Origin of the sequence: Bradyrhizobium sp. A11 (assembly GCF_042077125.1) — a bacterium.
GTDB classification, from domain to species: domain Bacteria; phylum Pseudomonadota; class Alphaproteobacteria; order Rhizobiales; family Xanthobacteraceae; genus Bradyrhizobium; species Bradyrhizobium japonicum_B.
The window spans coordinates 3,861,517-3,887,668 of sequence record NZ_CP149509.1 but is presented as its reverse complement, the minus strand read 5'-3'; the positions used below and the strand labels follow the sequence as shown (position 1 = coordinate 3,887,668).

Here is a 26,152-nt window from a genome sequence, read left to right as displayed (position 1 = left end):
GCCTGTCAAAGCCGGTAGACGCGCATTGCCGTCGTCTTGAAGATCGCGTCCTTCTGCTCGGTGCTCAGCGACGCAGCGGCTGCGCGAAATGCATCGACGAGCTCGCGATAGCTGGTCCACAATTTCTCGATCGGAAAATTGGAGCCGAACAGGCAGCGTTCGGCGCCGAAGATCGCGACGGTGTCGGTGACGACGGCGGCAATATGCGCTGGATCGTTGCGATGGATGAAGGTGCCGAGCCCCGACAGCTTCGAGACCACGTTCGGACGGGCTGCCAGCTGCGCGATGCCGGCGCGCCAGGCTGCGCGGCCGGCGGGCGACAGGTCCTCGAGCATGCCGGCATGCTGGAGGATGAAGGTGACGGCAGGGCAGGCTTCCGCGAGCGCCGCGGCCTGCGGCATTTGCGGCGTGAACACCTGCAGGTCGAAGCTCCAGCCATAGTCGGCAAGGTGCGCAATGTTGCGCTGGATCATCGGATCGGCACAGAGATCGGCGCGGGCTGCAAAGCGGTAGAGCGGGTTCTCGTGCCAGTGCAGCTGCATGCGCACGCCGCGCACCAGGGGATAGCGCTTCAGGCGGTCGAGCTGAGGTCGCACGTCGTCCACGGCGAAATTGGCGTAGGCGACAATGGCATGGGGCCAGCCATGCGCGTCGGCGGTTTGCTGGACCCAGGCGGCTTCGTCCTCGAAACGGTCGTTGGCCCAGTTGGTCTGGACGTAGACCGAGCGGGTGACGCCGGTGCCTTTGAGGTCGTCGAGATATTCCTCGATCGGATAATCGCGCCGGATCGGCTCGTAGGGTCCGAAAATGCGGGGCTGCATTGGGCCGACCAGCCAGGGCAGGTCGGCCTGCCGCCAGATGTGGTGGTGCCCGTCGATCATATCGGTCACGCCGCTCTCCTTCGTCCCAGCGCCAGAATGTGCGCGACGATCGACGCGCTCGAGCCGCCGTCGACGAGGTCGTCGACGAAGCGCTCGATGGCCATGAGCGCCTCGGTTTGGGGGCGGAAGGCGGGGCCTGTCGCCAGCGGCGTCAGCCAGCTCACCCGCCAGGCCCGCCGTGACAGCTTTGCGACCGCATCGCGCAGCGCGTCGGGTTCGCCGCGCTCCAATCCGTCCGAGATGATCACGACAGCGGCGCCGCGGGCATAGCCGCCGAAGCGGGGCACGGCGAGAAAGGCCTGGAGCGCGTCGCCGATGCGGGTGCCGCCGTCCCAATCGCTGACCAGATGCGCGGCCGCGTTCAGTGCCTGCTCACGGCGCTTCAGCCGCAGCGGACGGGTGACGCGGGTGAGCCGCGTGCCGAAGGTGAACACCTCGACATTGGGCGCGGCCTGCACCAGCGCATGCGCGAGCTTCATGTTCTCCTCGGTGCGGCTCTTCATCGAGCCGGAGACGTCGATCAGCAGCAGCATCTTGCGCGGGCGCTGACGCCGCTTCATGTGGCCGAGCCGCAGGATCTCGCCGTCGCTGCGAACGCTGTCGCGCAAGGTGCGGCGAAGATCGGCGAACGGACCGCGGCGGGTCCGCATGCGACGGTGACCGCGGCGCCGCGGCAGGCGTCGTGGCGCCTCGCGCGCCAGGCGGCGCAGGGCGTCGGTCGTGGAGAGTTGCGCGAAGCGGCGCTCGACCAGCGCCTCGGTCCGTGCGGCAGTCAGGCCGGATTCATTGGCGTCATCGGACAGCAATGGTTCCTCGTCGCCGCGGCCTTCTTCCTGGAGCCGAACGGTCTCGTCGTCTTCGCCGTCGTCGGCGCGCTCGATCGCCTCGCTGCCACTGAAGTGCAGATCGAACAGCCGGTCGAAAGTGGCGCGGCGCTCAGGCGGCGGGGCGAGGGTGGCGAGCGCCGCCTGCCTGATATCCTCGAGGTTACGCGGGCCGAGCAGCTCGATCGCGGTGAGGAACGCGGTGGTCTGCTCCGGCGCGACCGCAAAGCTGTTGGCGCGCAGCAGCGCAACGAAGGAAACGAAGACGCGGGCGGCGCGCGGAAGCCGGGGCTCGGTGTTCATGCGGTCGCCTCCGCGAGGATGGCGTCGAGCCGGGGCGAGATGAAGTGCAGATCCTCCTCGTCCTTCAATGCCACGCCGATCGACCGCTTGAAGGCGTCGGGCCAGCGCGCGCCGCCCTTGTTGAGGAGCGTCGCTGCTTCGGCCCAGTCGACGGCCTCGGCGATGCCGGGCGCCTTGCTCAGGGGCTCGCGCCGCAATCTTTCCACGGCGGCGACGACGGCGCGGGCCGTGGCCTCGGCGACGCTGGAGGCGCGCATCATGATGATCCGCGCCTCGCGCTCAGCGGTCGGATAGTCGATCCAATGATAGACGCAGCGGCGGCGCAGGGCCTCGTGGAGATCGCGCGTCCGGTTCGAGGTCAGCACGACGACAGGCCGCTCGGCGGCGCGCACGGTGCCGCGCTCGGGAATCGAGATCTGGAAGTCCGAGAGGAACTCGAGCAGGAACGCCTCGAACTCCTGATCGGCGCGGTCGATTTCGTCGATCAGGAGCACGGTCGAATCGGGTGCGCGCAGCGCCGCCAGCATGGGACGTTCGATCAGGAAGGCCTCGCCATAGATATCGATGCTCTCGTCCCCGGCCTGGCGGATCGCCAGCATCTGGCGCGGATAGTTCCACTCATAGAGCGCGGCGGAGGCGTCGATGCCCTCGTAGCATTGCAGGCGGATCAGGCGGCGGCCGAGCACGGCAGCGATCGCCTTTGCGGCTTCGGTCTTGCCGACGCCCGGCGCGCCCTCCAGCAGCAGCGGCTTGCCGAGTGCGAGGCCGAGATAGGCAGCTGTCGCCAGCCCCTCGTCGGCGAGGTAATAGGCGGCGCGCAGCGCTTTCTCCAGCGCCTCCGGGCTGTCGATACCGACGATGTTGCTACGGATCGCCACGGCCGATCCCCTAACGCCGCGCCTGCGGCCGCGCGCCACCCTGGGCCTTGATCGCGCGCAGCACCTTTTCGGGCGTGATCGGCAGGTCGTCGATGCGGACGCCGACGGCGTTGAAGATCGCATTCGCGACGGCCGGCAGCACCGGATTGGCGCACATCTCACCAGGTCCCTTGGCCCCGAAGGGACCATCGGGCGCCGGACGCTCCAGCACCGCGATATCGTGCGGGCAGATGTCGCCGGGGCCGGGCATCAGATATTCGACGAAGTCGCGGGGCCCATGGACGGGATCGGGATAATACGGCTCCGGGGTCTCGTAGAGCGCGTGGCTGACGCCCATCCAGGCGCCGCCGACCAGTTGCTGCTCGACCAGGCGCGGGTTGAGCGCGCGGCCAAGCTCATAGGCGGAATCCATCCGCACCATCGCGACTTCGCCGGTCTCGTCATCGACCTCGACTTCCGCGACCAGACAGGCATGGGCGTAGCAGGTAGCCGGCGACATCTCGCCGGTCTCCGGATCGACATCGGAGAGCGGGACCAGGAAGATGCCGCGGCCCGAGATGGTCTTGCCCTGCTTGAACTGCGCGGCAATCGCGACGTCCTTGGTCGAGATCGAGCGGTGCGGCGCGCCCTTGACGTGGATGTTGCCGCGCCCGTCGGTGTCGAGATCGGCGGCGTTGACCTCGAGCTCCTCGGCGGCGGCTTCCATCATCACCCCGCGCGCCTCGCGGGCGGCGGCCATCACCGCATTGCCGACGCGGTGGGTGCCGCGGGAGGCGAACGAGCCCATGCAGTGCGGGCCGGTGTCGGAATCGGCGGTGTCGACATAGACGTCCTCGACGGGAACGCCGAGCGTTTCCGCGCAGATCTGCCGCGTCACCGACTTCATGCCCTGACCGAGATCAATCGACGACAAAGCCACGGTGAACTTGCCACTGGGATTGGAGTGGACCAGGGCCTGGCTCGGATCGCCGCCGAGGTTCATGCCGATGGGATAGTTGATCGACGCCATGCCGCGTCCGCGATGCCGGGTCATGTCAGCGTCTCCTGGTCCCGAACACGGATGAGAACCGCGTGGCGCCGTGCGACGGCGCGGCTGGGCGCGGCGGGGGAGGGGGCGGCGCCGGCGGCGGTGGATCGCGCGGCGGCTCCCGTGTCGCGGTCACCGGCGCGCGGTCATAGCTGGTGCGCTGCTGCACCGGCGCCGGCCTCGCGCGCGAAGAATCCGTCGGCGTCGGCGGGATCGCGGCGCGGCTGCCGCCGCCGTCCTTGCGCGAGGAGGCGCGCTTGAACTCGTCGCGGATCGGCCATTTGGCCTTTTCGGCGGCGACTTGGACGCATTCGATCAACGCGGTGTTCTTGGCTTCGCGCCGGTGTGCCTTCATGTCGCCGTCGCGATAGGCGTTGAGGATGCGAAACTCCATCGGGTCCATGCCGACGAGATTTGCGAGCTTGTCCATCTGGCACTCGATGGCAAAATCCATCGCGGTGACGCCGAAGCCGCGCATCGCGGTCGCCGGCGTGCGGTTGGTGAAGACGCAATAGACGTCGCCATAGACGTTGGGGATGGTGTAGGGGCCCGGCAGATGCGCGGCGCATTTTACCGCGGCGTAGCTGGACAGCCTGGTATAGGCGCCGCTGTCGAAATAGGCCCTGATCTTGCGCGCGACGATGCGGCCGTCGCGCATGACGCCGTCCTTGATGTAGATGCGCTCGGCGCCGCGTGGCGGGCCGTACTGCATCTCCTCCTCGCGCCCGAACACGTAGCGCACCGGTCGCCCGGTCAGCATTGCGCCGAGAATGGCGAGCGGCTCGGTCAGGGTATCGACCTTGCCGCCAAAGCCGCCGCCGACCGTGCCGCCGATGAAGTGGAAGGTGTTGGAGGGCACATCCAGGATCTTGGCGCAGGTGTCGACCGAGAAGAACAGCGCCTGGGTCGAGGTGTAGACGACGTAGCGGCCGTTGGTATCAGGTGCGGCAATGGCACCGTTGGTCTCTGTCGGCGCGTGCTCGATCGGCGACATCTGGTAGCGCTGTTCGAGCACGTGGTCGGCGGTCGCGAGCGCCGCGTCCGCATCGCCGAAGCGCAGGCGCTGGTGGTCGTAGACGTCGTGATAGATGAAGGCGTTCTTCGGATAGGTCTCGTTGACCACGGGTGCGCCGGGCTTCAGCGCGTCCTCGACGTCGAACACGGCCGGCAGCGGCTCGTAGTCGACCTTGACCTTGGCGATGGCCTCGAACGCCTCCCGTTCGCTGTCGGCGACGATGGCGAGGATCGGCTCGCCCTTGTAGCGGACCTTGTCGACCGCAAGCGACGGCTCGTCGTCCTTGCCGAAGTTGATCAGGCTGAGAAGCGTGTTGAGGTTGACCGGAACGTCGGCGCCACGAATGATCCGGCGGACGCCGGGCGAGCGTTCCGCGTCCGTGGTATCGATGCGGCGCAGCCGCGCATGGGCCTGTGTCGAGCGCAGGACCTTCAGGTGCAGCATGCCTTGCAGCTTATGATCGTCAAAATAGCTCGAGGTGCCCGTGACGTGCCCGAGCATGTCCTGGCGCTGGGTGCCCTTGCCGATTTCCTTGAGGTTGTCGTCGCGCTCGTCGGCGAAGATGTCCTTGCGTAATTCCAGCATGGCGTGGCGTCCTTAGGCGCTGACCCGGCCGCCTGCGGCGGCGAGAATGGCGTTGATGATCGGCTCATAGCCGGTGCAGCGGCAGATGTTGCCGGAGATGGCCTCGATGACCTCGTCGCGGCTCGGCGATGGATTGCGGTCGAGCAGGGCTTTTGCGGCCATCAGCATGCCCGGCGTGCAATAGCCGCACTGGGCGGCGAAATTGTCGGCAAACGCACGCTGGAGCGGATGCAGGTTCGGGCCCTGCTTCATGCCGTCGAGCGTTTCGATCGAGCGGCCGGCGACCGTCTCGGCGAGCGTCAGGCAGGACAGGTGCAGCTCGCCGTCGACCAGCACGCTGCACGCCCCGCAGCCGCCCTGGCCGCAACCGAATTTCGGCGTCATGTCGCCGATCAGCTCGCGCAGCGCGACCAGCAGATTGGTGCCGCCGTCGACGAAGATCGCGACGTCGCGGCCGTTGTGACGAAATTGTAGCGGGATCTTTGCCATGGTGATCTATTCCTGTCCTGACAGCAGGCGGCGCAGGTGGACGCCGACGATCTCGCGGCGATACCAGGCGCTGCCGAGCGCATTGTCGGACGGCGACGTTGCTTCGGTCGCTGCGGATGCAGCCGCCGCGATGGTGGGGGCATCCAGCGAGCGGCCCTCCAGCGCCCGCTCGGCGGCACGGGCGCGGATCTGCGTCGGCGCCATCGATCCCAGCGCGATGCGAGCGCCCGCGATCCGGCCGCCGCTGATCGGCAGATGCGCGGCCAGCGTGATGACCGAGCCGCCCTTGGGTTTGATCCGCGCGATCTTGCGATAGCGGAACGCTTCGGTGCCGGCAGGCCGGGTGCAGGACACCGACAGCACGAGCGTGCCGGCCTGGCGGTCGCGCGCCTGCAGGAACTCCTCGATCGGAATGTCGCGCGCGCCAAAACCGCCTTGCACGGCCACGGTGGCATCGAGCGCCAGCAGCGCGACGGTGAAATCGCCGTAAGGGTTCGGCGCAAAGAGGTTGCCGCCGACGGTACCCATGTTGCGCACGGCCGGCCCGCCGATCGAGCGGGCAGGAGCATGCAGGAAGGCGAGATCGCGTTCGGCGAGGATGCGGGCAAAGGTGACGCCGGCACCCAACGTGATGCGCGGACCCGATGCGTCGATCCGGGTGAGGGCCTGATCCTGCGCGCGGACGACGGTCGAGATCGACACGTCGCCCTCGTTCAACGCGCGCATCACCAGCGTGCCGCCACCGAGATAGCGCGCGCTGCGATCCGAGGACAGCGCGCCGGCGGCCTCGCTGGCGCTTGTAAAGGTCTTGACCGTCACGGCCATGATTATGCGGCCTCCCTCAGGTGTCGGCGGATCGCATCGAATCCGGCCTGATAGATGTCTTCGGCGACCATATGGGTGATGCGGTCCTTGTCCTCGGGCCTGGTGGTGAAGCGGGACTCCCAGTGCCAAAAGGTGCGGTCACCATCGGTGACCGGCAGCAGGCGGACATGGGCGACGTAATTGAACATCGGGATCGGGGTATCGAGCAGGCAGTAGCTGAAGCTCTGTTCGAGGTCGGACAGCGCCAGCAATTGCTCGCGCAGCTCGGAGCCGTCCTTGAGCCTGAACCGCCTGACGCAGCCGATCTTGTCGGAGGATTGCGCGCGCTCGATGGAGGAGGTCGCAACCGCCGGATGCCAGCGATCATGCCCATTGAAATCGCGCAGCATGGCCCACGCCGCATCGGTCGGCGCGTCCAGGATCGTGCTCTTGACGATATGCGGCACGGTCAGCCTCCGAACACACGCTTCAGCGCGTCGAACCCACCCTGGAACACGCCGCCGCCGATGTTGCCGACGAGCTCGGTCTCGCGCTCCGGCGCGCAATCGAACTCGGCGGTCCATTCCACAAAGGTCTGGTCGCCGTCGGTGACCGGGGTCAGCCGCAGCGTCGCGACGTAGTTCTCGACGCCCATCGGAGATTCCAGGATCGAGTAGGTGCAGAACATGTCGTAGTCGGAGAGGCCCAGGAGCTTCTCGCGGATGCGGTCGCCGTTGCGCAGGCGGAAATCTCGGACGCAACCGATCTTGTCCGAGGGCTCCCCGCCTTCGATGCGGCTTTCGGCGATGGCCGGATGCCAGTTCGGCAAGCCGTTGAAGTCGCGCACCCGCGCCCAGACGCGGTCGTTGCGGGCGTTGATGACGGTGGAGACATAGACGCGGGCCATGGTGCGATCTCAGCTCTTCTTCCGGGGCCCGCGCTCGGTCGGCGGTTCGCTGCCTTCGGCCGCAGGCGGGGAGGCGGCCGGCTTCTCGCCGCCACCGCCGCTCTTGCGTGCGGACTCCTTGATGCCCTGCATGTCGCGGGCCTCGCGGATCAGGCCCGGCATTTTCGAAAGACTGCCGCCCTCGACGCCGATGTCGGACAGGATGGAGTCGATCAGCGGCGCCTGGACCCGGTAGCGCAGGGCGGAATCGATGACCTCGTCGGTGGCGCTGCGGCCGCCATTGCCGTTTCCGTGGCCGTTGCCGTTGAGGCCGTCGACCTGGAGGATGCGGATGCCCTCGATCTTCTCCATCGGCTTGACGCTTTCGCGCACGATGCCCTCAATCCGGTCGAGCAGCTTTCTGCGGAACAGGGAATAGCGCGCCTGGTCGGTGAGCACGTTCTCGGCCTCGTTGAGCATCCGCTGCGCCTCGGCTTCGACGGCCGCGCGCACGCGCTCGGCCTCCGCGGCGATGCGGGTCTCCTCGGCCTGCTTCTCGGCGAGCAGCACCTCGACAGTCTTGCGGCGCTTTGCAATTTCGCTCTCGCGGGCGGTAATGACGCGCTCGGTCGCCTCCGTCGCGCGCATCCGCGCCTCCTCGGCCATGGCCTTGGCTGCGGATTCCTCCAGCGACTTCTGGTGAATGGCGATCGCCTTCTCCATCAGGACCGTCTCGACCTCCTTCTCCCGGTTGACCTCGAGCTTGCGCAGCTCGCGCTCGCGGCCGACGCGAGCCTCGTCGAGGCCGCGGTCGGAGGCGATGCGGGCCCGCTCGACCTCTTCGCGGGAGGCGATCTCGGCCTCCTGCAACGACTGGACGCGGGCGACCTCGAGCTGCTCGATGGCGCGGCGGCGCTCGAGCCGCGCGGCTTCGAGCGCCTGCTCGCGCGAGACATCCGTGGTCTCGACCTCCTTGCGGGCAACGATCTCGGCCTGCCGGACCTGGCGGTCGGCATCGATCCGTTCCGACTTTTTCGCGGAGAGCGCGATGACGCGGTCTTCGTCGGCAATCTCGATCGCCTTCTTCTGCTCGATGTTGAGCACCTCGCGCTTCTTGGACGAGTTGATGCGCTCGGCTTCGAGCGCCAGATCGACCGTTATACGTTGGCGCTCGATGGCGTCGCGTCGCTTCAGCTCGGCGGCCTCCAGCACGCCGGTGCGCTCGATCTCCAGCGAGCGCGTGTCGCGCTCGGCCTGGATGCGTTCGGCCGCGACCGCCTTCTCCTGGGCGATGCGCGCCGCCTCGATCGCCTCGCGGGAGGCGATGTCGGCTTCCTCGACGGCGCGGTTGCGGGCGATCTCCAGCGAGCGCACGCGCTCCTCCTGGGCGATACGCGAGGCCTCGGTGGTCTCGCGCGCGGCGATGCCGGCGACTTCGAGGGCCTGGTTGCGCTCGATCTCCAGCTGCCGGGTATTCTGCTCGGCGGCGATGCGCTCGGCGGCAAGCGTCCGCTCGCGGGCGATGCGGGCGGCCTCGACGGCGCGCTGCGCCTCGATCTCGGCCTCCTGGATGGTGCGCACCTGGTGGATCTCCAGCGCGCGGGTCCGCTCGTCGGAGGAGATGCGCTCGACGTTGACGATCAGGGTCTGGGCGATGCGTGCCTTTTCGGTGGCCTCGCGGGCGGCGATCTCGGCTTCATCCACGGCGCGGGTGCGCTCGATCTCGCGGCGCCTTGTCTCCTCCTCGTTGGCGATGCGGGCGTCGGTGACGACGCGGTCCTGCTGGATGCGGGCCTTCTCGATCGCCTCGCGCGCGGCGATCTCGGCTTCCTCCACGGTGCGCATCCGCTCGATCTCGCGCTGGCGGACTTCGCGTTCCGACGCAATCCGCGTCGTATCGATCGAGCGCTGGTTGGCGATCCGGGTCTTCTCGATCTCCTCGCGCGCCAGCAGCTCCTTCTCCTCGATGGTGCGGGTGCGCTCGATCTCCTTCTGGCGGGTCTCGCGCTCGGAGGCGATGCGGGCCTCCGCGATAGCCTGCTCATTGGCGATCCGCGCGCGTTCGATCGCCTCGCGCGCCGAGATATGGGCCTGCTCGGCCTCGGTCTCGCGCAGCGCGCGCTCGCGGGCGACTTCCGTGCGCTGGAGCGCGCGGCGCATCTCGATGTCCCGTTCCTGCTCGAGCCGCGCGGTCTCGCTTTCGCGCTCGATGTCGAGCGCCTGACGCTCGGCCTCCAGATTGCGGGTGCGGATCTTGATCATCGAGTCCTGCTCGATGTCGTTGCGCAGCTTGCGCCGGGCCTCGATGTCCTCCATCAGGCGGGTCAAGCCTTCGGCGTCGAACCGGTTCGAGGGGTTGAAGAATTCGAGGTCGGTCTGGTCGAGATCGGTGATGGCGACCGATTCCAGCTCGAGACCGTTCTGGGCGAGGGCTTGTGCCGCATTGGTCTTGACCCGCTCGACATAGTCGCCGCGCCGCTCGTGCATCTCCTCCAGGGTCATTTCCGAAGCGACGGAGCGGATCGCGGAAATGAACTTGCCCGCCAGCAGCGCGTGCAGCTGCTCCGGCTCCATGGTGCGGCGGCCGAGCGTCGCGGCCGCGATCGAGACGGCTTCGCGGGTCGCCTGGACGCGGACGTAGAAGTCGGCCTCGATGTCGACCCGCATGCGATCGCGGGTAATCACCGCATCCTGCTTGGAACGCACGATGCCCATCGGCAACACGTTCATGTTGACGGAGGTGTAGTCGTGGATGAATGGCAGCACGAAGGCGCCGCCGTTGATCACCACGCGCTCGCCGAGGAAGCCGGTCCGGACGAACGACACCTCCTTGGAGGAGCGGTGGTAGAGCCAGTTGACGATGTAGACGCCGACCACGATGACGACGACTGCGACGATCAGCCAGAGGATAAGCTCGCCGACCAGGATCCCTGACATGTTTCTCTCCCTCGATCGTTCCGGCGTTACTGCGCGCCGATCGCCTTGAATTTGCGCACCTGCTCCGTCAGAGCCCGCTCGACCGGCAGCCGCTCCATCGAAGAGGCGCCGTAGAAGCCGTGGCAGTAGCGGGTGTTCTTCATGATGAAATCGGCATCGGCGGGATCCGCGATCGGGCCGCCGTGAGCGAGCACCAGGATATCGGGATTGACGCTGAGCGCGGCGGAGGCCCAGACGTCGATGCGCGCCGGGCAGTCCTTCAGCTTTGCTGCGGTCTGCGCGCCGATCGTGCCGCCGGTCGTGAGCCCGAGATGACAGACGATGATGTCGGCGCCGGCGAGCGCCATCGCGGCGGCTTCCTTCTCGCTGAAGACGTACGGCGTCGTCAGGAGGTCCTTCTCGCGCGCCTTGGCGATCATGTCGATCTCCAGCGCGTAGGACATGCCGGTTTCTTCGAGGTTGGCGCGGAACACGCCGTCGATCAGGCCGACCGTCGGAAAATTCTGCACGCCGGCAAAGCCGAGCGTTTTCAACTGGTCGAGAAAGACATCCATGTCGCGGAACGGGTCGGTGCCGTTGACGCCGGCGAGCACCGGCGTCTTGCTGACCACGGGCAGAACTTCGCCGGCCATCTCCAGCACGATGGCGTTGGCGTCGCCGTAAGCCATCAACCCCGCCAGCGAGCCGCGACCGGCCATGCGATAGCGGCCGGAATTGTAGATGACGATGAGGTCGACGCCGCCGGCCTCCTCGCACTTGGCGGACAGGCCGGTGCCGGCCCCGCCGCCGACGATCGGCTCGCCGCGCTTCGCCATCTCGCGGAATCGTTTCAGGAGTGCAGCGCGCTCAAACCGGGCCATCGGTCACCTCGCTAATCTCCGCCGCGCCCCGGTGCGGCCGAACAGGGTTCGGAATGCACTGACGATGGCGGCGGCGAAATCGGGATCGTTGATGTTGTTGGGAATGCGGATGAGCTGGCGGTTGCCGGTCTGCCGCACGTCACGCTCCAGCGCGCGGAACAGGGCGGCATCGGCGTCCGGGTCCCAGAATGGCTGGCCGCGCGCATCGAGTGCGGAGACGCCGCCCTCGGGCAGGAAGAAGCGGACCGGGCCATCCATCTGGTTGAGCCGCTCGGCGATCCAGAGGCCCATCCGTTCATTCTCTTCGACGGTCGTCCGCATCAGCGTCACCTGCGGATTGTGGACGTGGAACTTGCGGCCGCGATAGCGTTCGGGAATGGTGTCGGGCGCGCCGAAATTGACCATGTCGAGCGCGCCGACCGAGCCGACATAGGGCAGGCGGGTGCGGATGATCGCGCCGAAGCGATCTTCGGTGGCGGGAAACACGCCGCCCATCAGCAGGTCGCAGATCTCGGTCGTCGTGATATCGATGACGCCGGCGAGCTGGCCGGATTCGACCAGCTTCTCCATCGAGCGACCGCCGACGCCGGTGGCGTGGAAGACGAGACATTCGAAGTCCTCGCCCAGATCCGCCGCGATCTTCTGGACCGCCGGCGTCGTCACGCCGAACATGGTGATGCCGACCGCAGGCGGTGCTGCGCTGGCGGCGCGCTGCCCCGTCTCGCGCTGATCGAGGCGCGCCTTGACCATGCCCGCGATCGCGTTGGCGCCGTTCGACAGCACGGCGCGCGAGATCGAGTTCAGTCCCTGAATGTCGGTGACCGAGTGCATCATGGTGATGTCGGCGGGGCCGACATAGGGCCCGATATCGCCGGAGGCGACGGACGAGATGATCAGCTTGGGCACGCCGACCGGCAGGGTGCGCATGCCCGGGGCAACCAGCGAGGCCGCGCCCGAGCCGCCGGCCGAGATCACGCCGGCGACATTGCCCTGGCGCCGCAGCCAGTTGGCGAACGCGTTCGCCATCGCCGTCACGGCCGCGCCGCGATCGGCGCCGAACACCGCAGCCCCGCCGCGGCCATGGTTCAGCGCGATCTCCTGCGCGGAGACATCGCAGCTGGAGTGCCTGCCGCTGGTGGAGACGTCGACCAGCCGCGTGCGCAGGCCGGTCTCGGCGACGATGTCGCGGATGAAGCGGAGCTCAGTTCCCTTGGTGTCGAGCGTGCCGACGACCAGCACGACCGGCGGCCCTGACGACTGCGACGTCGCCGGCTCGCGCTTGCGCCGCGCCGTCTCGTCGAGGCGCGATACCTGCGTCGAGAGCGTCCGTGCCGCCGCTTCGATCCGGGCGATCGGCGCGGGTTGGGACCAGCGTGTCGGCGGCGTCGGGTTGGAGATGTAGATCCGGATCGGGCCGCTCGGTCGGGCGGCCTGCGGCGCCGGCTTCGCGTCCGAGCTTGCAGCCGGCACGTCGAGATCCGGCGTAAGCTCGGCATGCAAGCCGACGCCGAGCAGACGCTGCTGCAACTCGCGGTCGGCGGCGAGCCGCGCCGAGTCGATGATGCGGTTGATGCGGCCGTTGACCATGATGGCGACATTGCGCGAGATCGCGGTCGCCACGCCGATATTCTGCTCGATCACGAGCACGGACATGTCGTCGTCCTCACCCAGCCGCAGCAGCATCTCCTCGACCTGGGCGACGATGACCGGCGCGAGGCCTTCGGTCGGTTCGTCCATGACGAGGAGCTGCGGGTTGGTCAGCAGCGCGCGCGCGATCGCCAGCATCTGCTGCTCGCCGCCGGAGAGCTGGCTGCCGCCATGGTCCTTGCGCTCGGCGAGGCGGGGAAAAGTGTCGTAGATGCGCTCGATGGTCCAGGCACCCGACCGCATCCCGCCAGCAAGTTGGAGATGCTCGTCCACGCTGAGCGAGCGCCAGAGGCGGCGGCCCTGCGGCACATAGCCGACGCCGAGACGCGCGATGTGAGCGGGCGGGCGCCGCGTGATGTCCTCGCCGCGGACCCGGATCGAGCCGCCGCTGACCGGCACCAGGCCCATGATGGCCTTGCACAGCGTGGTCTTGCCCATGCCGTTGCGGCCGACGACGGAGAACACGCCGCTCTCCAGCGAGAGATCGACGCCCTGGAGCGCGTGCGAATGGCCGTAATAGACGTCGAGGCCCCGGACCTCGAGCGCAGCGGCACTGCGGCGGGCCTCATTCATGGCCGCCTCCGAGATATAGCTCCTGCACTTCGGGATCGGACTGAATCTCTTCCGGCGGGCCTTCCTTGAAGATGCGGCCGTTGTGCATCATCGTCACGCTCTCGACGACGCGCAGCGCCACATCCATGTCGTGCTCAATGATGATGTAGCCGATATGGGCCGGCAGCGAGGTCAGGATCTCGATCAGCTCGGCGCGCTCGGTCGGCGAGAGGCCCGCGGCCGGTTCGTCGAACAGCACGAAGCGCGGGGCGCCGGCGAGCGCCAGCGCGATCTCGAGCTGGCGCTGCTGCCCGTGCGCGAGTTCGGCGACGCGCTGGTCCTTGACCCCGGTCAGGTGCACGGCCTGCACCAGGCTGTCGGCGGCGTGCATCAGCGCGTCGTTGTGGCCGGGGCGCAGGAACGAGAACCGTCCGCGCGAGACACCGCGGCAGGCGAGGTAGACGTTGTCCTGCACGGTGAGGCCGGGAAACAGGGCGGAGATCTGATAGGTGCGCCGCAGTCCCCGGCGGATGCGCTCATAGGGCGGGAAATGCGTGACGTCTTCGCCGAAGAAGCGGATCGTGCCCGATGTCGGCGGGAAGTCGCCAGTGATGCAGTTGAACAGCGTGGTCTTGCCGGCGCCGTTGGAGCCGAGCACCGCGCGGCGTTCGCCGGGACGCACGGTGATGGTGACGTCGGTCAAGGCCGCCAGCGCGCCGAACAGCCGCGTCACGCCGCGCAGTTCCAGCGCTGCGCCGGCGCCGACGGCGGAGAGGCGCTGGGCGACGCTATCCATGGCCGCGCCCTCCGCCCTGGCGGCTCGTCTCGCGAAGCCGGCTCTGGCGCCAGCGCTGCCAGAGACCGATGACGCCGTCCGACGACCAGAACACGATGGCGAGAAAGCCGAGGCCGATCAGCAGGCGGAAGCGGTTGCCGTCGAGCCCGATCTTGACCAGGAAGTCGAGCGCGAAGGTGCGCAGGAGCACGAAGACCAGCGCGCCGATATAGGGTCCGACCGGGCGGGTGATGCCGCCGACGACGGCGATGATGAGGATGTCGATGCAGGCGCCGACGCTGACCGAGCCGGGCGAGATCTGGCGGTAGTTCCAGACCTGGAGCACACCGGCAAGGCCCGCGATGAAGGAGGCCACCGCATAGGCCGCGACGCGGTGCGCATTGACGTTGAAGCCCAGGGCGGACATGCGGCGCGGATTGTCGCGCACGCCCTGGAGGGCGAGACCGAATGGCGCACGGGAGATGTAGTGGACCGCGAAATAGCAGAGCCCGGCTGTCGCCAGCACGACATAGTAGAAGGGAATGTCCGCCCGCCAGTCGACGCCCCAGAAACGCGGCGTCGAGACGTTGTTGATGCCGGTGTGGCCGTTGAAGATCGCCCAGTTCTGGTTGGTGAAGTAGTAGAACGCGGCGCCGATCGCCAGCGTGATCATGATGGTGTAGATGCCCTCGGTGCGCACCGCCAGCGCGCCGCCGAGCGTGCCGAAGACGACAGCCAGCGTCAGCGCCATCGGCACCGCCAGCCACCACGGCCAGCCGAGGCTGATATTGGCATTGCCGCTGACGCCGAACACCGCGACCATGTAGGCGCAGAAGCCTGCGATGGTGAGCTGCATCAGGCTGACCATGCCGCCATATCCGGCCAGGAACATCAGGCTGAGCGCGACGGTGCCGAGGATCAAGGTGGTGGCAAAGATCTCGATCAGGAAGAAGCTGTTGGCGATCAGCGGCATGATCAGCAGGATGGCCGCCACGATCCAGGCCGCGGGATTGTTGATGTCGGGCCAGGCGCGTGCAGCGGGCCGTCCCACGGTCGACGCGGGCCTGTGAACCTGAACGCGGGCGTCATGAGTGACGGACATGTCAGCGCCTCGCCAGCAGGCCCTGCGGCCGAAGCGCCAGCACCAGCACCATGATCAGGAAGGTCACGACGATGGCGTAGGTGGGGATGTAGACCGAGCCGAGCTGCTCGGCGAGGCCGATGATCAGCGCGCCGAGCGCGGCGCCGGGGATCGAGCCCATGCCGCCCACGATCACGACGACGAGGGAGGCGAGCAGGAAACGGATGTCCTCGCCGGGCGAGAGCGACTGGAACGTGCCGCCGACCACGCCGGCGATGCCGGCAAGCCCAGCGCCGAGCGCGAAGACGAGCACGAAGACGACCTGGATGCGGACGCCGGTCGCGGCGAGGATGTCGCGGTCGTCGACGCCGGCGCGGATGATCATGCCGATCCGGGTGCGGTTGAGCGCGAGCCACATCGCGATGCCAATGACGGCGGAGGCCAGGAAGATCACGAGCCGGACCAGCGGATAGCGCAGGTAGACCGGCTCCCCCGAGGATTTCACCGCGGTGAGCAGCGGCAGCTCGATCGGACCGATCAGCCAGTTCGGAGTCTGGATCTGGTAGAAGTCGCCGCCGCAGGCCCATAGCATGAGGTCGGCGAACACGATCGAGAGCCCGATCGTCACCATGGTCTGGCGCAGGTCCTGGCCCTCCATGCGGCGGAACACGAGAACCTGGAGCAGCACGCCGACCAGCGCGGTCAGGACGAAGGCGACGATGAACGACAGCACCCAGGAGCCGGTGGAGGCGCTGATGGCATAGCCGACATAGCCGCCGAACAAATAGAGCGAGCCGTGCGCGAGATTGACGTTGCGCATCAGGCCGAAGATCAGCGTGAAGCCGCTGGCGACGAGGAAATAGAGACCTCCGAGCGTGATGCCGTTGAAGAGCGCGTTGAGGAACACCCGCTTGCGGCCGACAGCCTCTTCGAGGCCCGGCGGCCATACCGCGAAGATCAGCCACAGCGCCACCGCGACCGCGATGATGACGATCAATGCCCAGGCGGGATGGCGCTCGACGAAGCGGCTCACGATCGCCGCTCCGCCTCAACGCCGATCCAGCCCTCTCCCTGCAAGCGAGGTGAGGGGGCGCGCAGACCGTCACCGGCCGCAAGCCCTGCCATGAACGTGCGCTCCCTGTCGACCGCGGTCCTCTTGTCGGGACCGCGTTCCGCACATCCTAATGGGGCTGATGGGGACGCATTTGATCGTGAGTATCTTTTCGCGCGCCCGTCAGGCGCGCAAAACCTTGGCGGCGCGGCGATAATCGGTCGGGGCCATCCCGACATTGGCGGCGAAAAAACGCGTGAAGCCGCTTTGCGAGGAGAAGCCGAGATCGAAGCCAATATCGGCGATCGGCGCCTCGCTCGCCACCAGCGCCTCCAGCGCCTGCTCCATCATCAGCGTGTTGAGATAGAGGTGCGGTGTCACGCCGGTCTGGGTGCGGAACAGCCGGTAGAAGTGCGGTCGCGACAGGCCGGATTCGCGCGCGATGGTGTCGAGCTCGATCTCGGCGCCGGGACTTTCCGACATCATCTTGATGCACTTGCGCACGCGAAAATCGGTGACGGAGCCGTTCGCGCGCGGATCGCGCGCGGCCTCCGCCTGTTGCCAACTCTCGTCGTAGCAGATGTCGATCAGCCTTCTCAGCTCGCCATCGAGGCTGTTGAGCGAGGGTGCGCCGCAGACGAGGGCGGCTGCGTGCCTGATATGCTTGTCCAGCGCGACCGACCGAGTGAACTGGGTCCGGCCGAAGCGCAACCGGTCGGTGCCGGGCGCATCGGGCGCAAACCATTCCGCGTTGACATAGAGCACGAAGAAAACAGCGCCGCCTTCGAGATCGGACGGCAGGAAATTGTGCGGCTCCCATGGATTGACGGCGACGACGGAACCTTCGGTGAGTTCGTAACGTCCATCGCTGACATCGATGCATGCGGGACGCCCCCCGACATGGAAGATCAAATGACCTTCACGATGCGCGTGGATGTTGAAAGGGCGGTTCAACTGATAGACCGTCGCCCGGCCGAAGCGGCCGTGGAAGACGGCGAGCGCCCGGCTCATGCCTTCCCTCCCAGAAGCTCTTCGTTTTTCCGATAGCGTTCAACAACCGGGGAGAGAATGCAAGTGCGCCACGCGTCGCGCCTTTACAAATCTCTCCCCGGTCAGTCATCGTCCGCGATGGGACACGTCAGTACTTCTTACATTCCGGTACTGTACGGCTTGGCAAACCGATCTTGGCGAACACTGCAGGATCATAGCCCAGCGTCTGGTTGACGTTGGGGATCACCTTCACGACCTTCGAGAACAGCGCGCCCTTGCCGTCGTCGACGACTTCGGTGACGAAGTTCGTGCCGATCGCCTGTCGGTTGGAGTCGAGCTTGATCTTGCCGTTGGGCGCATCGATCTCGATCTTGGCGAGGGCTTCCTTGTACTTGGCCTGGTTGTTGGAGAGGTCGCCATTGACCTGACGCAGCGCCAGGATCAGCGCCATGGTCGAGTCGTAATAGTTGGTGGCGAGCAGTGACGGGCTGGGGAAGCGCTTGTTGGGCGGGAAGGCGTCCTGATAGGCCTTCACGAATTTCTGCCAGCCCGGATCCTCCCAGGTGTCGGCCTGGCCGCTCGCCGCGATGGTGCCGATCAGAGCGTTCTTGGCATTGCCCTTGGACGACAGGATGGTCTGGTCGATCATGATGGAGCCGCCCATCAGATGCGCCTTGCCGCCGGCCTGCTGATATTGGTTGAGGAAGTTGACGGCGTCGGCGCCGCCGAGGCCCAGATAGATCGCATCGACATCGTCGGGCAGCGCCGCGATGACCGAGGCGAAGTCCTTGGTGCCGAGCGGCACCCATTGCCGGTTGGTGACCTGTCCGCCGGCGCCGCAGAATTCGAGCACGAGGCCGAACACCTGGGTGTAGATGAAGGAATAGTCCTCGCCGACGGTCGCGATCTTGCGATACTTCTTCTCCTCATAGGCGTATTTGCCGAGGCCCACCTGCCACTGCGCGCCGTCCATGTTGTAGCGGAAGAAGTTCGGGGCGGGATCGACATAGGTCGTTTCCTGGGCACCCGAGGCGGCGTTGATGAAGGTCAGCTCCGGATGGGTCTTTGCGAAATTCTTGACGGCGATGCCTTCGTCACCGGATAGCGGGGACAGCAGGATCTGCACCTTGTCCTGCTCGATCAGTTTGCGCACGGCACGGACCGCGGAGTCGGGCGTCGCGTCGGTGGAGGCGATGATGAACTCGAGCTCCTTGTCGCCGACCTTCTTGCCCAGCACGTTGAGCGCGGTCTGATGGCCGCGGATACCGTCCTCGCCGAGCACCGTGTAGGTGCCTTCGAGCGTGGCGGTGACGCCGACCTTGATCTTTTCCTGCGCGATCGCCGCGCCCGAAAGAAACAGGCTGCTCAGCGCGAGCAGTCCCACACTGCATTTCGACATTTTGCTCCTCCCTGTATCGCAGCTTTGTTGCCGCGCGACGCCCCGTGGCTCTCGAACAGCCCGCGGCTTTGGAGGGAAGCTAGCCGAAGTCGAATGCGCCTGCCCGCGTGCGCGCCTCGTCCGGTTTAACGGGCAGTCTCATTTTTGAATGGTGCGGCGCAAGTTGTTTTGCAGTGCAAGCGGCCACCAGGCTGTGCCTCGATGCATCGCCGTCCCCGGTATCTCACACCCAGCCGCCATCCACGATGTAGTGCTGAGCGGTGCAGGCGGAGGCTTCGTCGGACGCGAGAAAGACGGTGAACCTGGCGACCTCGTCGGGCACGAGCTTGCGCTTCAGGCATTGCCGCTGCATCAGTTCCACCTCGCCCTCCGGCGTCATCCATTTCTCGAGCTGGCGCTCGGTCATGATCCAGCCCGGCGCGATCGCGTTCACGCGGATATTGTAGGGACCGTAGTCGCGCGCCAACGAGCGCGTAAGACCGATGACGCCGGACTTGCTGGCCGTGTACGCAGCCATGCCGCCTTGTCCGGCGATCCAGGACACCGATCCGAAGTTGATGATGGCGCCGGCATTTGCCGCCTTCATGTCCGGCAGCACGGCCTGCGCCGCAAAGAACTGGTGCTTCAGGTTCACCGCGATGCGATCGTCCCAATGTTCCGGAGTCATCTCCTCGGTCTTGTGCCGTTCGTCATTCGCCGCATTGTTGACGAGGATGTTGATCGCGCCGTGCGCGCTGCGCACCTCCGCGATGCCGGCCCGCAACGCGGCGATATCGGTCAGGTCGACGTGCTGGAAATGCGCAGCCAGACCCTGATCGGACAACTCGCTCGCGAGGCGTTGACCTTCCTCGGCCTTGATGTCGAAGAACACGACCTCGGATTTCTGTTGCGCGAAGCGCCGCACGATCGCAGCGCCAATTCCCGATGCGCCACCGGTGACAAGAACGACCTTGCGGGCGAGGTCGGAATAAACGGCGGTCATGGACACCTCTCGAGTTGCGTTTGCGGGACGGCGCAGGGCGCCGCCCATCTCTCCCTGGACCAACCTTAGCTGTTCCCATCTGAGGTCCATAGATCAGAATTTTAGTTGCGCACCTCAAAAATCGAAGGCAGGATTGCGATCAACGAATAAAAGCCGGTGGGAGGAATGTGATGAGACTGCTCGGGAAGCTGCGACTCGCCGCTGCCGCCTGTCTGCTCTGGGCCAATTCCGCGGCAGCCGACACCACGATCAAATGGCTGCACATCGAGGTCAACCCGGCCCAGGTGAAGATCTGGGAGGAGGTCGCACGCAGCTATGAGGCGTCGCACCCCGGCGTGAAAGTCGAGATGCAGTTCCTCGAGAACGAGGCTTACAAGGCCAAGCTGCCGACTATCCTGCAATCGAAGGACCGGCCGCACATCATCTATAGTTGGGCGGGCGGAGTGCTGAAGGCGCAGGTCGAGGCGGGCGTGCTGGAAGACATCACCGACTCCGTGAGGAGCGGCGGCTACGGCGACACGATCGCACCGGCGGCGCTCGCCGCCTTCACCCAGAACGGCCGAGTCTTTGGACTTCCGATCGCGCTATCGCAGGTCGGCTTCCTCTACAACAAGGATTTGATGGCCAAGGGTAACGTCGATGCAAGTAAGATCAAGACATGGGACGATCTGCTCGGCGCAGTGAAAACGCTGAAGGCCGCGGGTGTTACGCCGATTGTGGTTGGCGGTGCCGATAAATGGCCGCTGCATTTCTGCTGGACCCATCTCGCAGTGCGCGTCGGCGGCAAGCCGGCCTTCGATGCAGCGCTGAAGGGAGAGAATGGTGGCTTCGCCGGGGAGACCTTCCAAAGATCCGGCGAGCTGTTCAAGCAGCTGGTCGATCTACAGCCGTTCCAGAATGGCTTCCTCGGCTTCAAGAACCCGCAGGCCGTCGGCTATTTCGGTGACGGAAAGGCCGCGATGATCCTGGCCATCTCGTCCTTCTATCACACCCAGCGCGCACTCGCCGCCGACAAGGTCGGTCTCGGCGACGACAAGCTTGGCTGGTTCGATTTTCCGGTCGTACCCGGCGGCAAGGGTGAGCCGTCAGACACGCTCGGCGGCATCACCGGCTGGTTGATCACCAAGGGGGCGCCCAAGGAAGCCACCGACTTCCTGAAATTCTTTATCTCCAAGGACGTGCAGGCGCGGCTTGCCGCCGGCAACTTCATCGTTCCCGTCGTCAAGGGCGGCGAGGCCGGCCTCAACAGCGCATTCATGAAGCAGATCGCGGCCAATCTGGCGAAGTCCAACTATCACCAGAACTTCTATGACCAGAGCCTGGGCCCCTCCGTCGGCCGCGTCGTCAATGATGTCACCGCGGAAATCGCCGGTGGCAGCATGAACCCGCGGGACGCTGCGAAAGCCATCGAGGCGGCGTGGAAGCAGGGCAATTGAGGTGGCGCGACGGATCGCGATCGCGCCGGCGATGCGCGTTGCCGCCGAGACGGCGCCGCGGGCCGCTGTTCGCGGCCCGAGCTGGGACGGCCGCTTCACGGTCCTGATCCTGTTCCTGCCGCCGGCGCTGCTGTTGTTCACCTTGTTCGTGGTGTTGCCGATCGGCGAGGCAGCCTGGTACTCGGCCTTCAACTGGAACGGCTTCGGCAGGCCGACCAACTGGATCGGATTCGACAATTACCGCTTCGTTCTGGAGACGCGCGCCTTCTGGCTCGCACTGCGCAACAACGGGCTGATCATCGCGGTCTCGCTCGCGATCCAGCTGCCGCTTGCGCTGACGCTGGCCCTGATGCTCGCCGAGCGCTTTCGGGGAGCCGTGGCGCTGCGCATGCTGTTCTTCATGCCCTACATCCTGGCCGAGATCGCGACCGGGCTGATCTTCTCGTTCGTCTATGACGGCGACTACGGCCTGGTCGCCTCGATCTGGCGCAGCTTCGGCGCCGAGCCGCCGCATCTTCTGGCCTCGACCGACACGGCGATGCTGGCGGTGCTGATCGTGATCGTCTGGAAGTATTTCGGCTTCCACATGATGCTGTTCATCGCCGCGCTCCAGGGCCTCGACAAGAGCCTGGTCGAGGCGGCGAGAATCGACGGTGCAACACGCTTGCAGGCGCTGCGTCACGTCGTCATCCCCTTGCTCTATCCGACGATCCGGCTCTCGGTGTTCTTCGCCATCGTCGGCTCGCTGCAGCTGTTCGACCTGGTCATGCCGCTGACGCGCGGCGGCCCTGCGGATTCCTCCAACACCATGGTGAGCTTCCTCTACAACAACGGCATCTCGCGCATGCGGGTCGGCTATGGCAGCGCCATCGGCGTGATCCTGTTCGTGATCTGCGTGACCTTTGCCTTCACCTACAAGCGATGGTTCATGCACGATGAATAGTGCCGAAACCGCCCGCGCGCCGTTCGATCCCGCCGTGCCGCTCAAGACGGTGTTCCTCGCCGTCGTCGCCGTCTTCGTGCTGGTGCCGCTGCTCGCGACCGTGCTCGGAGGCTTCAAGTCGCTCGGCGAATTGCGGGTCAATCCGTTCGGCTGGCCCATGCACTGGGAATGGCAGAATTACGCCGACATCCTGTTCTCGGCGCGCTACTGGCAGCTCCTGCGCAACTCGCTGATCATCTCGACGCTCACGGTGACGTTGACCCTGATCGTCGCATCGATGGCGGCCTTCACCTTCGCGCATGTCAAGTTCTACGGCAGCTCGATGCTGCTGAGCTACCTGACGCTCGGTCTGCTGTTTCCGGCCGCGACCGCGGTGCTGCCCTTGTTCATCAAGGTGCGCGACCTCGGACTGCTCGATACCTATTTCGGCGTCGCGCTGCCGCAGGTGGCCTTCGGCCTCGCCATGAGCGTGCTGCTGCTGCGGCGCTTCTTCAAGGACATTCCGCACGAGCTGCTCGAGGCCGCGCTGGTCGACGGCTGTAGCTACATCAAGTTCTTCCGCTACGTGACATTGCCGCTGTCTCGGCCGATCCTGGCGACCGTCGGGACCATCACGTTCGTCAACAGCTGGAACGCCTATCTGCTGCCGCTCGTGATGCTCAACACCGATGCGCTCTATCCCTGGCCGCTCGGCATCATGATCTACCAGGGCGAATATTCGTCCGAATGGCACCTGATCCTGGCCTTCATCACGCTCACCATCCTGCCGACGATCATTCTGTTCCTGCTGGCACAGAAGCACATCGTCGCCGGCCTCACCGCAGGCGCGGTCAAGGGATGAGCAGGACTTCACGGAGAACGCAATGAGAAAAGTCGGCATCGGAATCATCGGCTGCGGCGTGATCAGCACCGCCTACCTCAAGGCAGCGCAGCGCTTCCCGGTCATGGAGGTGAGAGCGCTGGCCGACATGCGCAGCGATATGGCGGAGCGGCAGGGTGCCGCCTTCGGGCTGCCGGCGATGCGGGTCGATCAGCTGCTCAAGCGCGACGACGTCGAGATCGTCATCAACCTCACGGTGCCGCTCGCCCACACCGATGTCAGCCTCGCGGTGCTGAATGCCGGCAAGCACGTCCATTCCGAGAAGCCGCTCGGCATCAACGTCGCGGAGGCCCGCAAGGTGATGGATCTCGCCGCGCAGAAGAATCTTCGTGTCGGCTGCGCGCCCGACACGTTCCTCGGCGGCGGACACCAGACCGCGCGCAAGCTGATCGATGACGGCGTCATCGGCACGCCGGTGGCGGGCAGTGCCTTCTTCGGCTGTCCGGGCCACGAGCGCTGGCATCCGGCGCCGGGCTTCTATTACTTGCGCGGTGGCGGCCCGATGCTCGACATGGGCCCGTACTACATCACCGATCTCGTGCAGCTGCTCGGACCGGTCGCGAGCGTGATGGGCTCGACCGCGCGCCCGAAATCCGAGCGTCTGGTCACCAGCCAGCCGATGAACGGCAGCTTGATCCCGGTCGAGGTTTCGACCCATGTCGCAGGCACACTCGAATTCGAGAGTGGAGCAGTCGTCTCGATCGCGATGAGTTTCGACGTGCCGAAGCACCGGCATGCGCCGATCGAGATCTATGGCGACAAGGGCAGCATGCTGGTGCCGGACCCGAACCGCTTCGGCGGCGAGGTGCAGGTCGCCAAGACCGGCGGCGAATGGGAGACGGTGCCGTTGACCCACGGTCATGTCGAGGGTGAGTTCCGTTCCATCGGTGTCGCTGATATGGCCGCCGCGATCCTCGACAACCGGCCGCATCGCGCCAGCGGCGCGCTCGCCTTCCACGTGCTGGAGGTGATGGAGGCGTTCCAGACCTCCGCCGACGAGGGACGTCGCGTCAAGATCGAGAGCCGCGTCGAGCGGCCGGCGATGCTGCCCACGGGGCGTGAAACCGGACAGATCGATTGAGGGAATGACCATGCGCAAGGCAATGATTGTTTGGGGCGGCTGGCCGGGACACGATCCGGATCTGTGTGCCTCGATGATCCGCGGCTGGCTCAGGGCGGAAGGTTTCGAGGTCCGGATCGAAACGACGACGGAAGCGTTCGGCGATCCGGCGATCCATGATCTCTCGTTGATCATCCCGATCTACACCATGTCGAAGATCGAGAAAGCGGACGCGCTGAATCTCTGCGCTGCGGTGCGCGGCGGCGTCGGGCTCGCCGGCCATCATGGCGGCATGTGCGATGCCTTCCGCGAGTCCGTCGAATACCAGTTCCTGTGCGGCGGGCAATGGGTCGCCCATCCCGGCAACATCATCGACTACAAAGTCGACTTGACGAAGCCGGACGACCCCATCATGAAGGGCCTGAAGAGTTTCGAGCATCGTTCCGAGCAGTACTACATGCATGTCGACCCCGCCAACGAGGTGCTGGCGACGACGACCTTTACCGGCGAGCACGCGCCCTGGATCGAGGGCGTGGTGATGCCCGTGGTGTGGAAAAAGCGCTATGGCGCGGGCAGGGTGTTCTATTCCTCGCTCGGCCACCGCGCCTACGAGCTCGACGTGCCGGAGATCCGCACCCTGATGACCCGCGGCATGCTGTGGGCGGCGCGCGAATGAGCGCTGGCGCGACGCAGCCGGTCGTTCGCGCCACGCTCGAGGATGTCGCGCGGGCCGCCGGCGTTTCGCTCGCAACCGTCGACCGCGTCGTTAACCGGCGCGAGGGCGTGCGCGCCAAGACCGTCGCGCGTGTCGAGGCCGCCGTCGCCAAGCTGGGCTACCGCGCCGACGTGGCGGCGGCGCGGCTCGCACGCGGGCAGAGCTTTCGCTTCGCCTTCGTGCTGCCGACCGGCAGCAACAGCTTCATGACCAATTTGGCCGAGCAGGTCCAGCGCACCGCAGACTGGCTTGCCGGCCAGCGCGGCTTCATCGACATCCTCCATGTCGATGTGTTCGATCCTGACGTGCTGGCCGGCACGCTGGAGGACTTGTCGCCGGCCTATCAGGGCGTCGCCGTCATCGCGCTCGACCACCCAAGGGTACGCGCTGCGATCGACGAGCTCACCGCGCGCGGGGTCGCCGTGGTGACCCTCGTATCGGACGCGCCGAGCTCGCGCCGCCTGCATTATGTCGGCATCGACAACCCGGCCGCGGGACGAACTGCCGCAACGCTGCTGGGGCGCTTCCTCGCCGGCCGCGAGGGGGCGGTCGCCGTGATCGCCGGATCGTTGTCGCTGCGCGATCACACCGAGCGGCAGTTCGGTTTTCACCAGATCCTCTCCAGCGAGTATCCGAACCTGCGCATGCTACCGGTCATCGAGGGCCGCGACGACAGCGCACGCACGCGAGAGCTCACCACCGCGCTGCTGGCGCGCCATGCCGATCTCCGCGGCATATATTGCTGCGGCGCCGGAAATCGTGGCATCGCCGATGCGCTCGAAGCCTCCGGTCGCGCGCGCGAGGTGGTCTGGATCACCCACGAGCTGACCCAGTACACACGGCGTTTCCTGGTGCGCGGCACGCTCGATGCCATCATCAACCAGGATCCCGGCCACGAGGCGCGGTCTGCGGCGCGGGTCCTGCTCGCGCATTGTTCGGGTGAGCCGATCAGCCCCGATCAGGAGCGCATCCGCATCGACATTTTTCTGCGGGACAATCTGCCGTAACGTTGCGCAGCGGTCGCAAGGCTAGCTCAGCGCCTTGTAGCTCGCTTTCTTGCAGCACGAACCTCTGGGAGATCGCGATCAGCATGCGCGCGATCGCGTCCGCATCGAGGTCGCGCCGGATGAGGCCATCATGCTGGCCGCGTTC

Annotated in this window: 24 protein-coding genes; 6 read left to right on the top strand and 18 right to left on the bottom strand. The window is 66.3% G+C overall.

All coding sequences use genetic code 11. From position 1 onward, the window contains the following. Positions 1-5: 5 nt before the first annotated feature. The 18 genes from WI560_RS18120 to WI560_RS18035 form a co-directional block, all read right to left on the bottom strand. Entirely contained in the window at positions 6-890 is an 885-nt protein-coding gene (locus WI560_RS18120) for an amidohydrolase family protein (RefSeq protein ID WP_375304269.1), read from the bottom strand. Continuing rightward, a complete protein-coding gene (locus tag WI560_RS18115) occupies positions 887-2,008 on the bottom strand; it encodes a VWA domain-containing protein (protein ID WP_375304268.1) in 1,122 nt (373 codons plus the stop codon). Before WI560_RS18115 ends, WI560_RS18120 begins: the two co-directional genes overlap by 4 nt. Further along, a complete protein-coding gene (locus tag WI560_RS18110; RefSeq protein ID WP_375304267.1) occupies positions 2,005-2,886 on the bottom strand; it encodes an AAA family ATPase in 882 nt (293 codons plus the stop codon). Before WI560_RS18110 ends, WI560_RS18115 begins: the two co-directional genes overlap by 4 nt. 10 nt (positions 2,887-2,896) lie before the next feature. Next, on the bottom strand, positions 2,897-3,919 hold the full coding sequence (locus WI560_RS18105) for a xanthine dehydrogenase family protein molybdopterin-binding subunit (protein WP_028136909.1): 1,023 nt from the start codon (positions 3,917-3,919) through the stop codon (positions 2,897-2,899). A gap of 1 nt (position 3,920) precedes the next feature. Beyond that, positions 3,921-5,513 carry a xanthine dehydrogenase family protein molybdopterin-binding subunit gene (locus tag WI560_RS18100; protein WP_375304266.1) on the bottom strand — a complete coding sequence of 531 codons (1,593 nt, stop codon included), beginning with the start codon at positions 5,511-5,513 and terminating at the stop codon, positions 3,921-3,923. Between the two features lie 12 nt (positions 5,514-5,525). After that, on the bottom strand, positions 5,526-6,002 hold the full coding sequence (locus WI560_RS18095; RefSeq protein ID WP_028136907.1) for a (2Fe-2S)-binding protein: 477 nt from the start codon (positions 6,000-6,002) through the stop codon (positions 5,526-5,528). 6 nt (positions 6,003-6,008) lie between these two features. Next, a complete protein-coding gene (locus tag WI560_RS18090) occupies positions 6,009-6,827 on the bottom strand; it encodes an FAD binding domain-containing protein (RefSeq protein ID WP_375304265.1) in 819 nt (272 codons plus the stop codon). A gap of 2 nt (positions 6,828-6,829) precedes the next feature. Further along, entirely contained in the window at positions 6,830-7,273 is a 444-nt protein-coding gene (locus WI560_RS18085; protein ID WP_257180444.1) for an SRPBCC family protein, read from the bottom strand. 2 nt (positions 7,274-7,275) lie between these two features. Further along, the gene (locus tag WI560_RS18080) at positions 7,276-7,713 is read right to left on the bottom strand and encodes an SRPBCC family protein (RefSeq protein WP_028136904.1); all 438 of its coding nucleotides are present in this window, start codon (positions 7,711-7,713) and stop codon (positions 7,276-7,278) included. Positions 7,714-7,722: 9 nt separating this feature from the next. Continuing rightward, positions 7,723-10,629: a flotillin domain-containing protein gene (locus WI560_RS18075; RefSeq protein ID WP_375304264.1), complete on the bottom strand. Its 2,907-nt coding sequence runs from the start codon at positions 10,627-10,629 to the stop codon at positions 7,723-7,725. Positions 10,630-10,655: 26 nt separating this feature from the next. Then, positions 10,656-11,489 carry a phosphoenolpyruvate hydrolase family protein gene (locus WI560_RS18070; protein WP_375304263.1) on the bottom strand — a complete coding sequence of 278 codons (834 nt, stop codon included), beginning with the start codon at positions 11,487-11,489 and terminating at the stop codon, positions 10,656-10,658. Between the two features lie 3 nt (positions 11,490-11,492). Next, entirely contained in the window at positions 11,493-13,709 is a 2,217-nt protein-coding gene (locus WI560_RS18065) for an ABC transporter permease (protein WP_375304262.1), read from the bottom strand. Further along, entirely contained in the window at positions 13,702-14,484 is a 783-nt protein-coding gene (locus WI560_RS18060) for an ABC transporter ATP-binding protein (protein ID WP_028136900.1), read from the bottom strand. Before WI560_RS18060 ends, WI560_RS18065 begins: the two co-directional genes overlap by 8 nt. Further along, complete coding sequence (locus WI560_RS18055) at positions 14,477-15,565, bottom strand: branched-chain amino acid ABC transporter permease (protein ID WP_375304261.1); 1,089 nt, start codon at positions 15,563-15,565, stop codon at positions 14,477-14,479. The genes WI560_RS18060 and WI560_RS18055 overlap by 8 nt, the downstream gene beginning before the upstream one ends. A 1-nt stretch (position 15,566) precedes the next feature. Then, positions 15,567-16,577, bottom strand: coding sequence for a branched-chain amino acid ABC transporter permease (locus tag WI560_RS18050; RefSeq protein ID WP_028136898.1), 1,011 nt, complete (start codon positions 16,575-16,577; stop codon positions 15,567-15,569). A 201-nt stretch (positions 16,578-16,778) separates the two neighbouring features. Continuing rightward, positions 16,779-17,606 (bottom strand): AraC family transcriptional regulator, encoded by an 828-nt coding sequence (locus tag WI560_RS18045; RefSeq protein ID WP_028136897.1) that lies wholly within the window; start codon positions 17,604-17,606, stop codon positions 16,779-16,781. Between the two features lie 127 nt (positions 17,607-17,733). Beyond that, positions 17,734-18,984 (bottom strand): ABC transporter substrate-binding protein, encoded by a 1,251-nt coding sequence (locus tag WI560_RS18040; protein WP_028136896.1) that lies wholly within the window; start codon positions 18,982-18,984, stop codon positions 17,734-17,736. Positions 18,985-19,207: 223 nt separating this feature from the next. Continuing rightward, the gene (locus tag WI560_RS18035; RefSeq protein WP_375304260.1) at positions 19,208-19,966 is read right to left on the bottom strand and encodes an SDR family NAD(P)-dependent oxidoreductase; all 759 of its coding nucleotides are present in this window, start codon (positions 19,964-19,966) and stop codon (positions 19,208-19,210) included. A gap of 170 nt (positions 19,967-20,136) precedes the next feature. Here WI560_RS18035 and WI560_RS18030 point away from each other — a divergent pair, with 170 nt between their 5' ends. Genes WI560_RS18030 through WI560_RS18005 form a run of 6 tightly spaced genes read left to right on the top strand, consistent with a single transcriptional unit; the run spans position 20,137 to position 26,007 of the window. Beyond that, positions 20,137-21,402, top strand: coding sequence for an extracellular solute-binding protein (locus WI560_RS18030; RefSeq protein WP_375304259.1), 1,266 nt, complete (start codon positions 20,137-20,139; stop codon positions 21,400-21,402). Between the two features lies 1 nt (position 21,403). Beyond that, entirely contained in the window at positions 21,404-22,345 is a 942-nt protein-coding gene (locus tag WI560_RS18025) for a carbohydrate ABC transporter permease (protein ID WP_375304258.1), read from the top strand. Beyond that, on the top strand, positions 22,338-23,186 hold the full coding sequence (locus WI560_RS18020; protein ID WP_257180431.1) for a carbohydrate ABC transporter permease: 849 nt from the start codon (positions 22,338-22,340) through the stop codon (positions 23,184-23,186). Before WI560_RS18025 ends, WI560_RS18020 begins: the two co-directional genes overlap by 8 nt. Before the next feature lie 22 nt (positions 23,187-23,208). Beyond that, positions 23,209-24,306 carry a Gfo/Idh/MocA family protein gene (locus WI560_RS18015; protein ID WP_375304257.1) on the top strand — a complete coding sequence of 366 codons (1,098 nt, stop codon included), beginning with the start codon at positions 23,209-23,211 and terminating at the stop codon, positions 24,304-24,306. Between the two features lie 10 nt (positions 24,307-24,316). Continuing rightward, complete coding sequence (locus WI560_RS18010) at positions 24,317-24,961, top strand: ThuA domain-containing protein (RefSeq protein WP_375159994.1); 645 nt, start codon at positions 24,317-24,319, stop codon at positions 24,959-24,961. After that, positions 24,958-26,007, top strand: a complete 1,050-nt coding sequence (locus WI560_RS18005) for a LacI family DNA-binding transcriptional regulator (protein ID WP_375304256.1) — start codon at positions 24,958-24,960, stop codon at positions 26,005-26,007. The genes WI560_RS18010 and WI560_RS18005 overlap by 4 nt, the downstream gene beginning before the upstream one ends. The last annotated feature ends 145 nt before the right edge of the window (positions 26,008-26,152 follow it).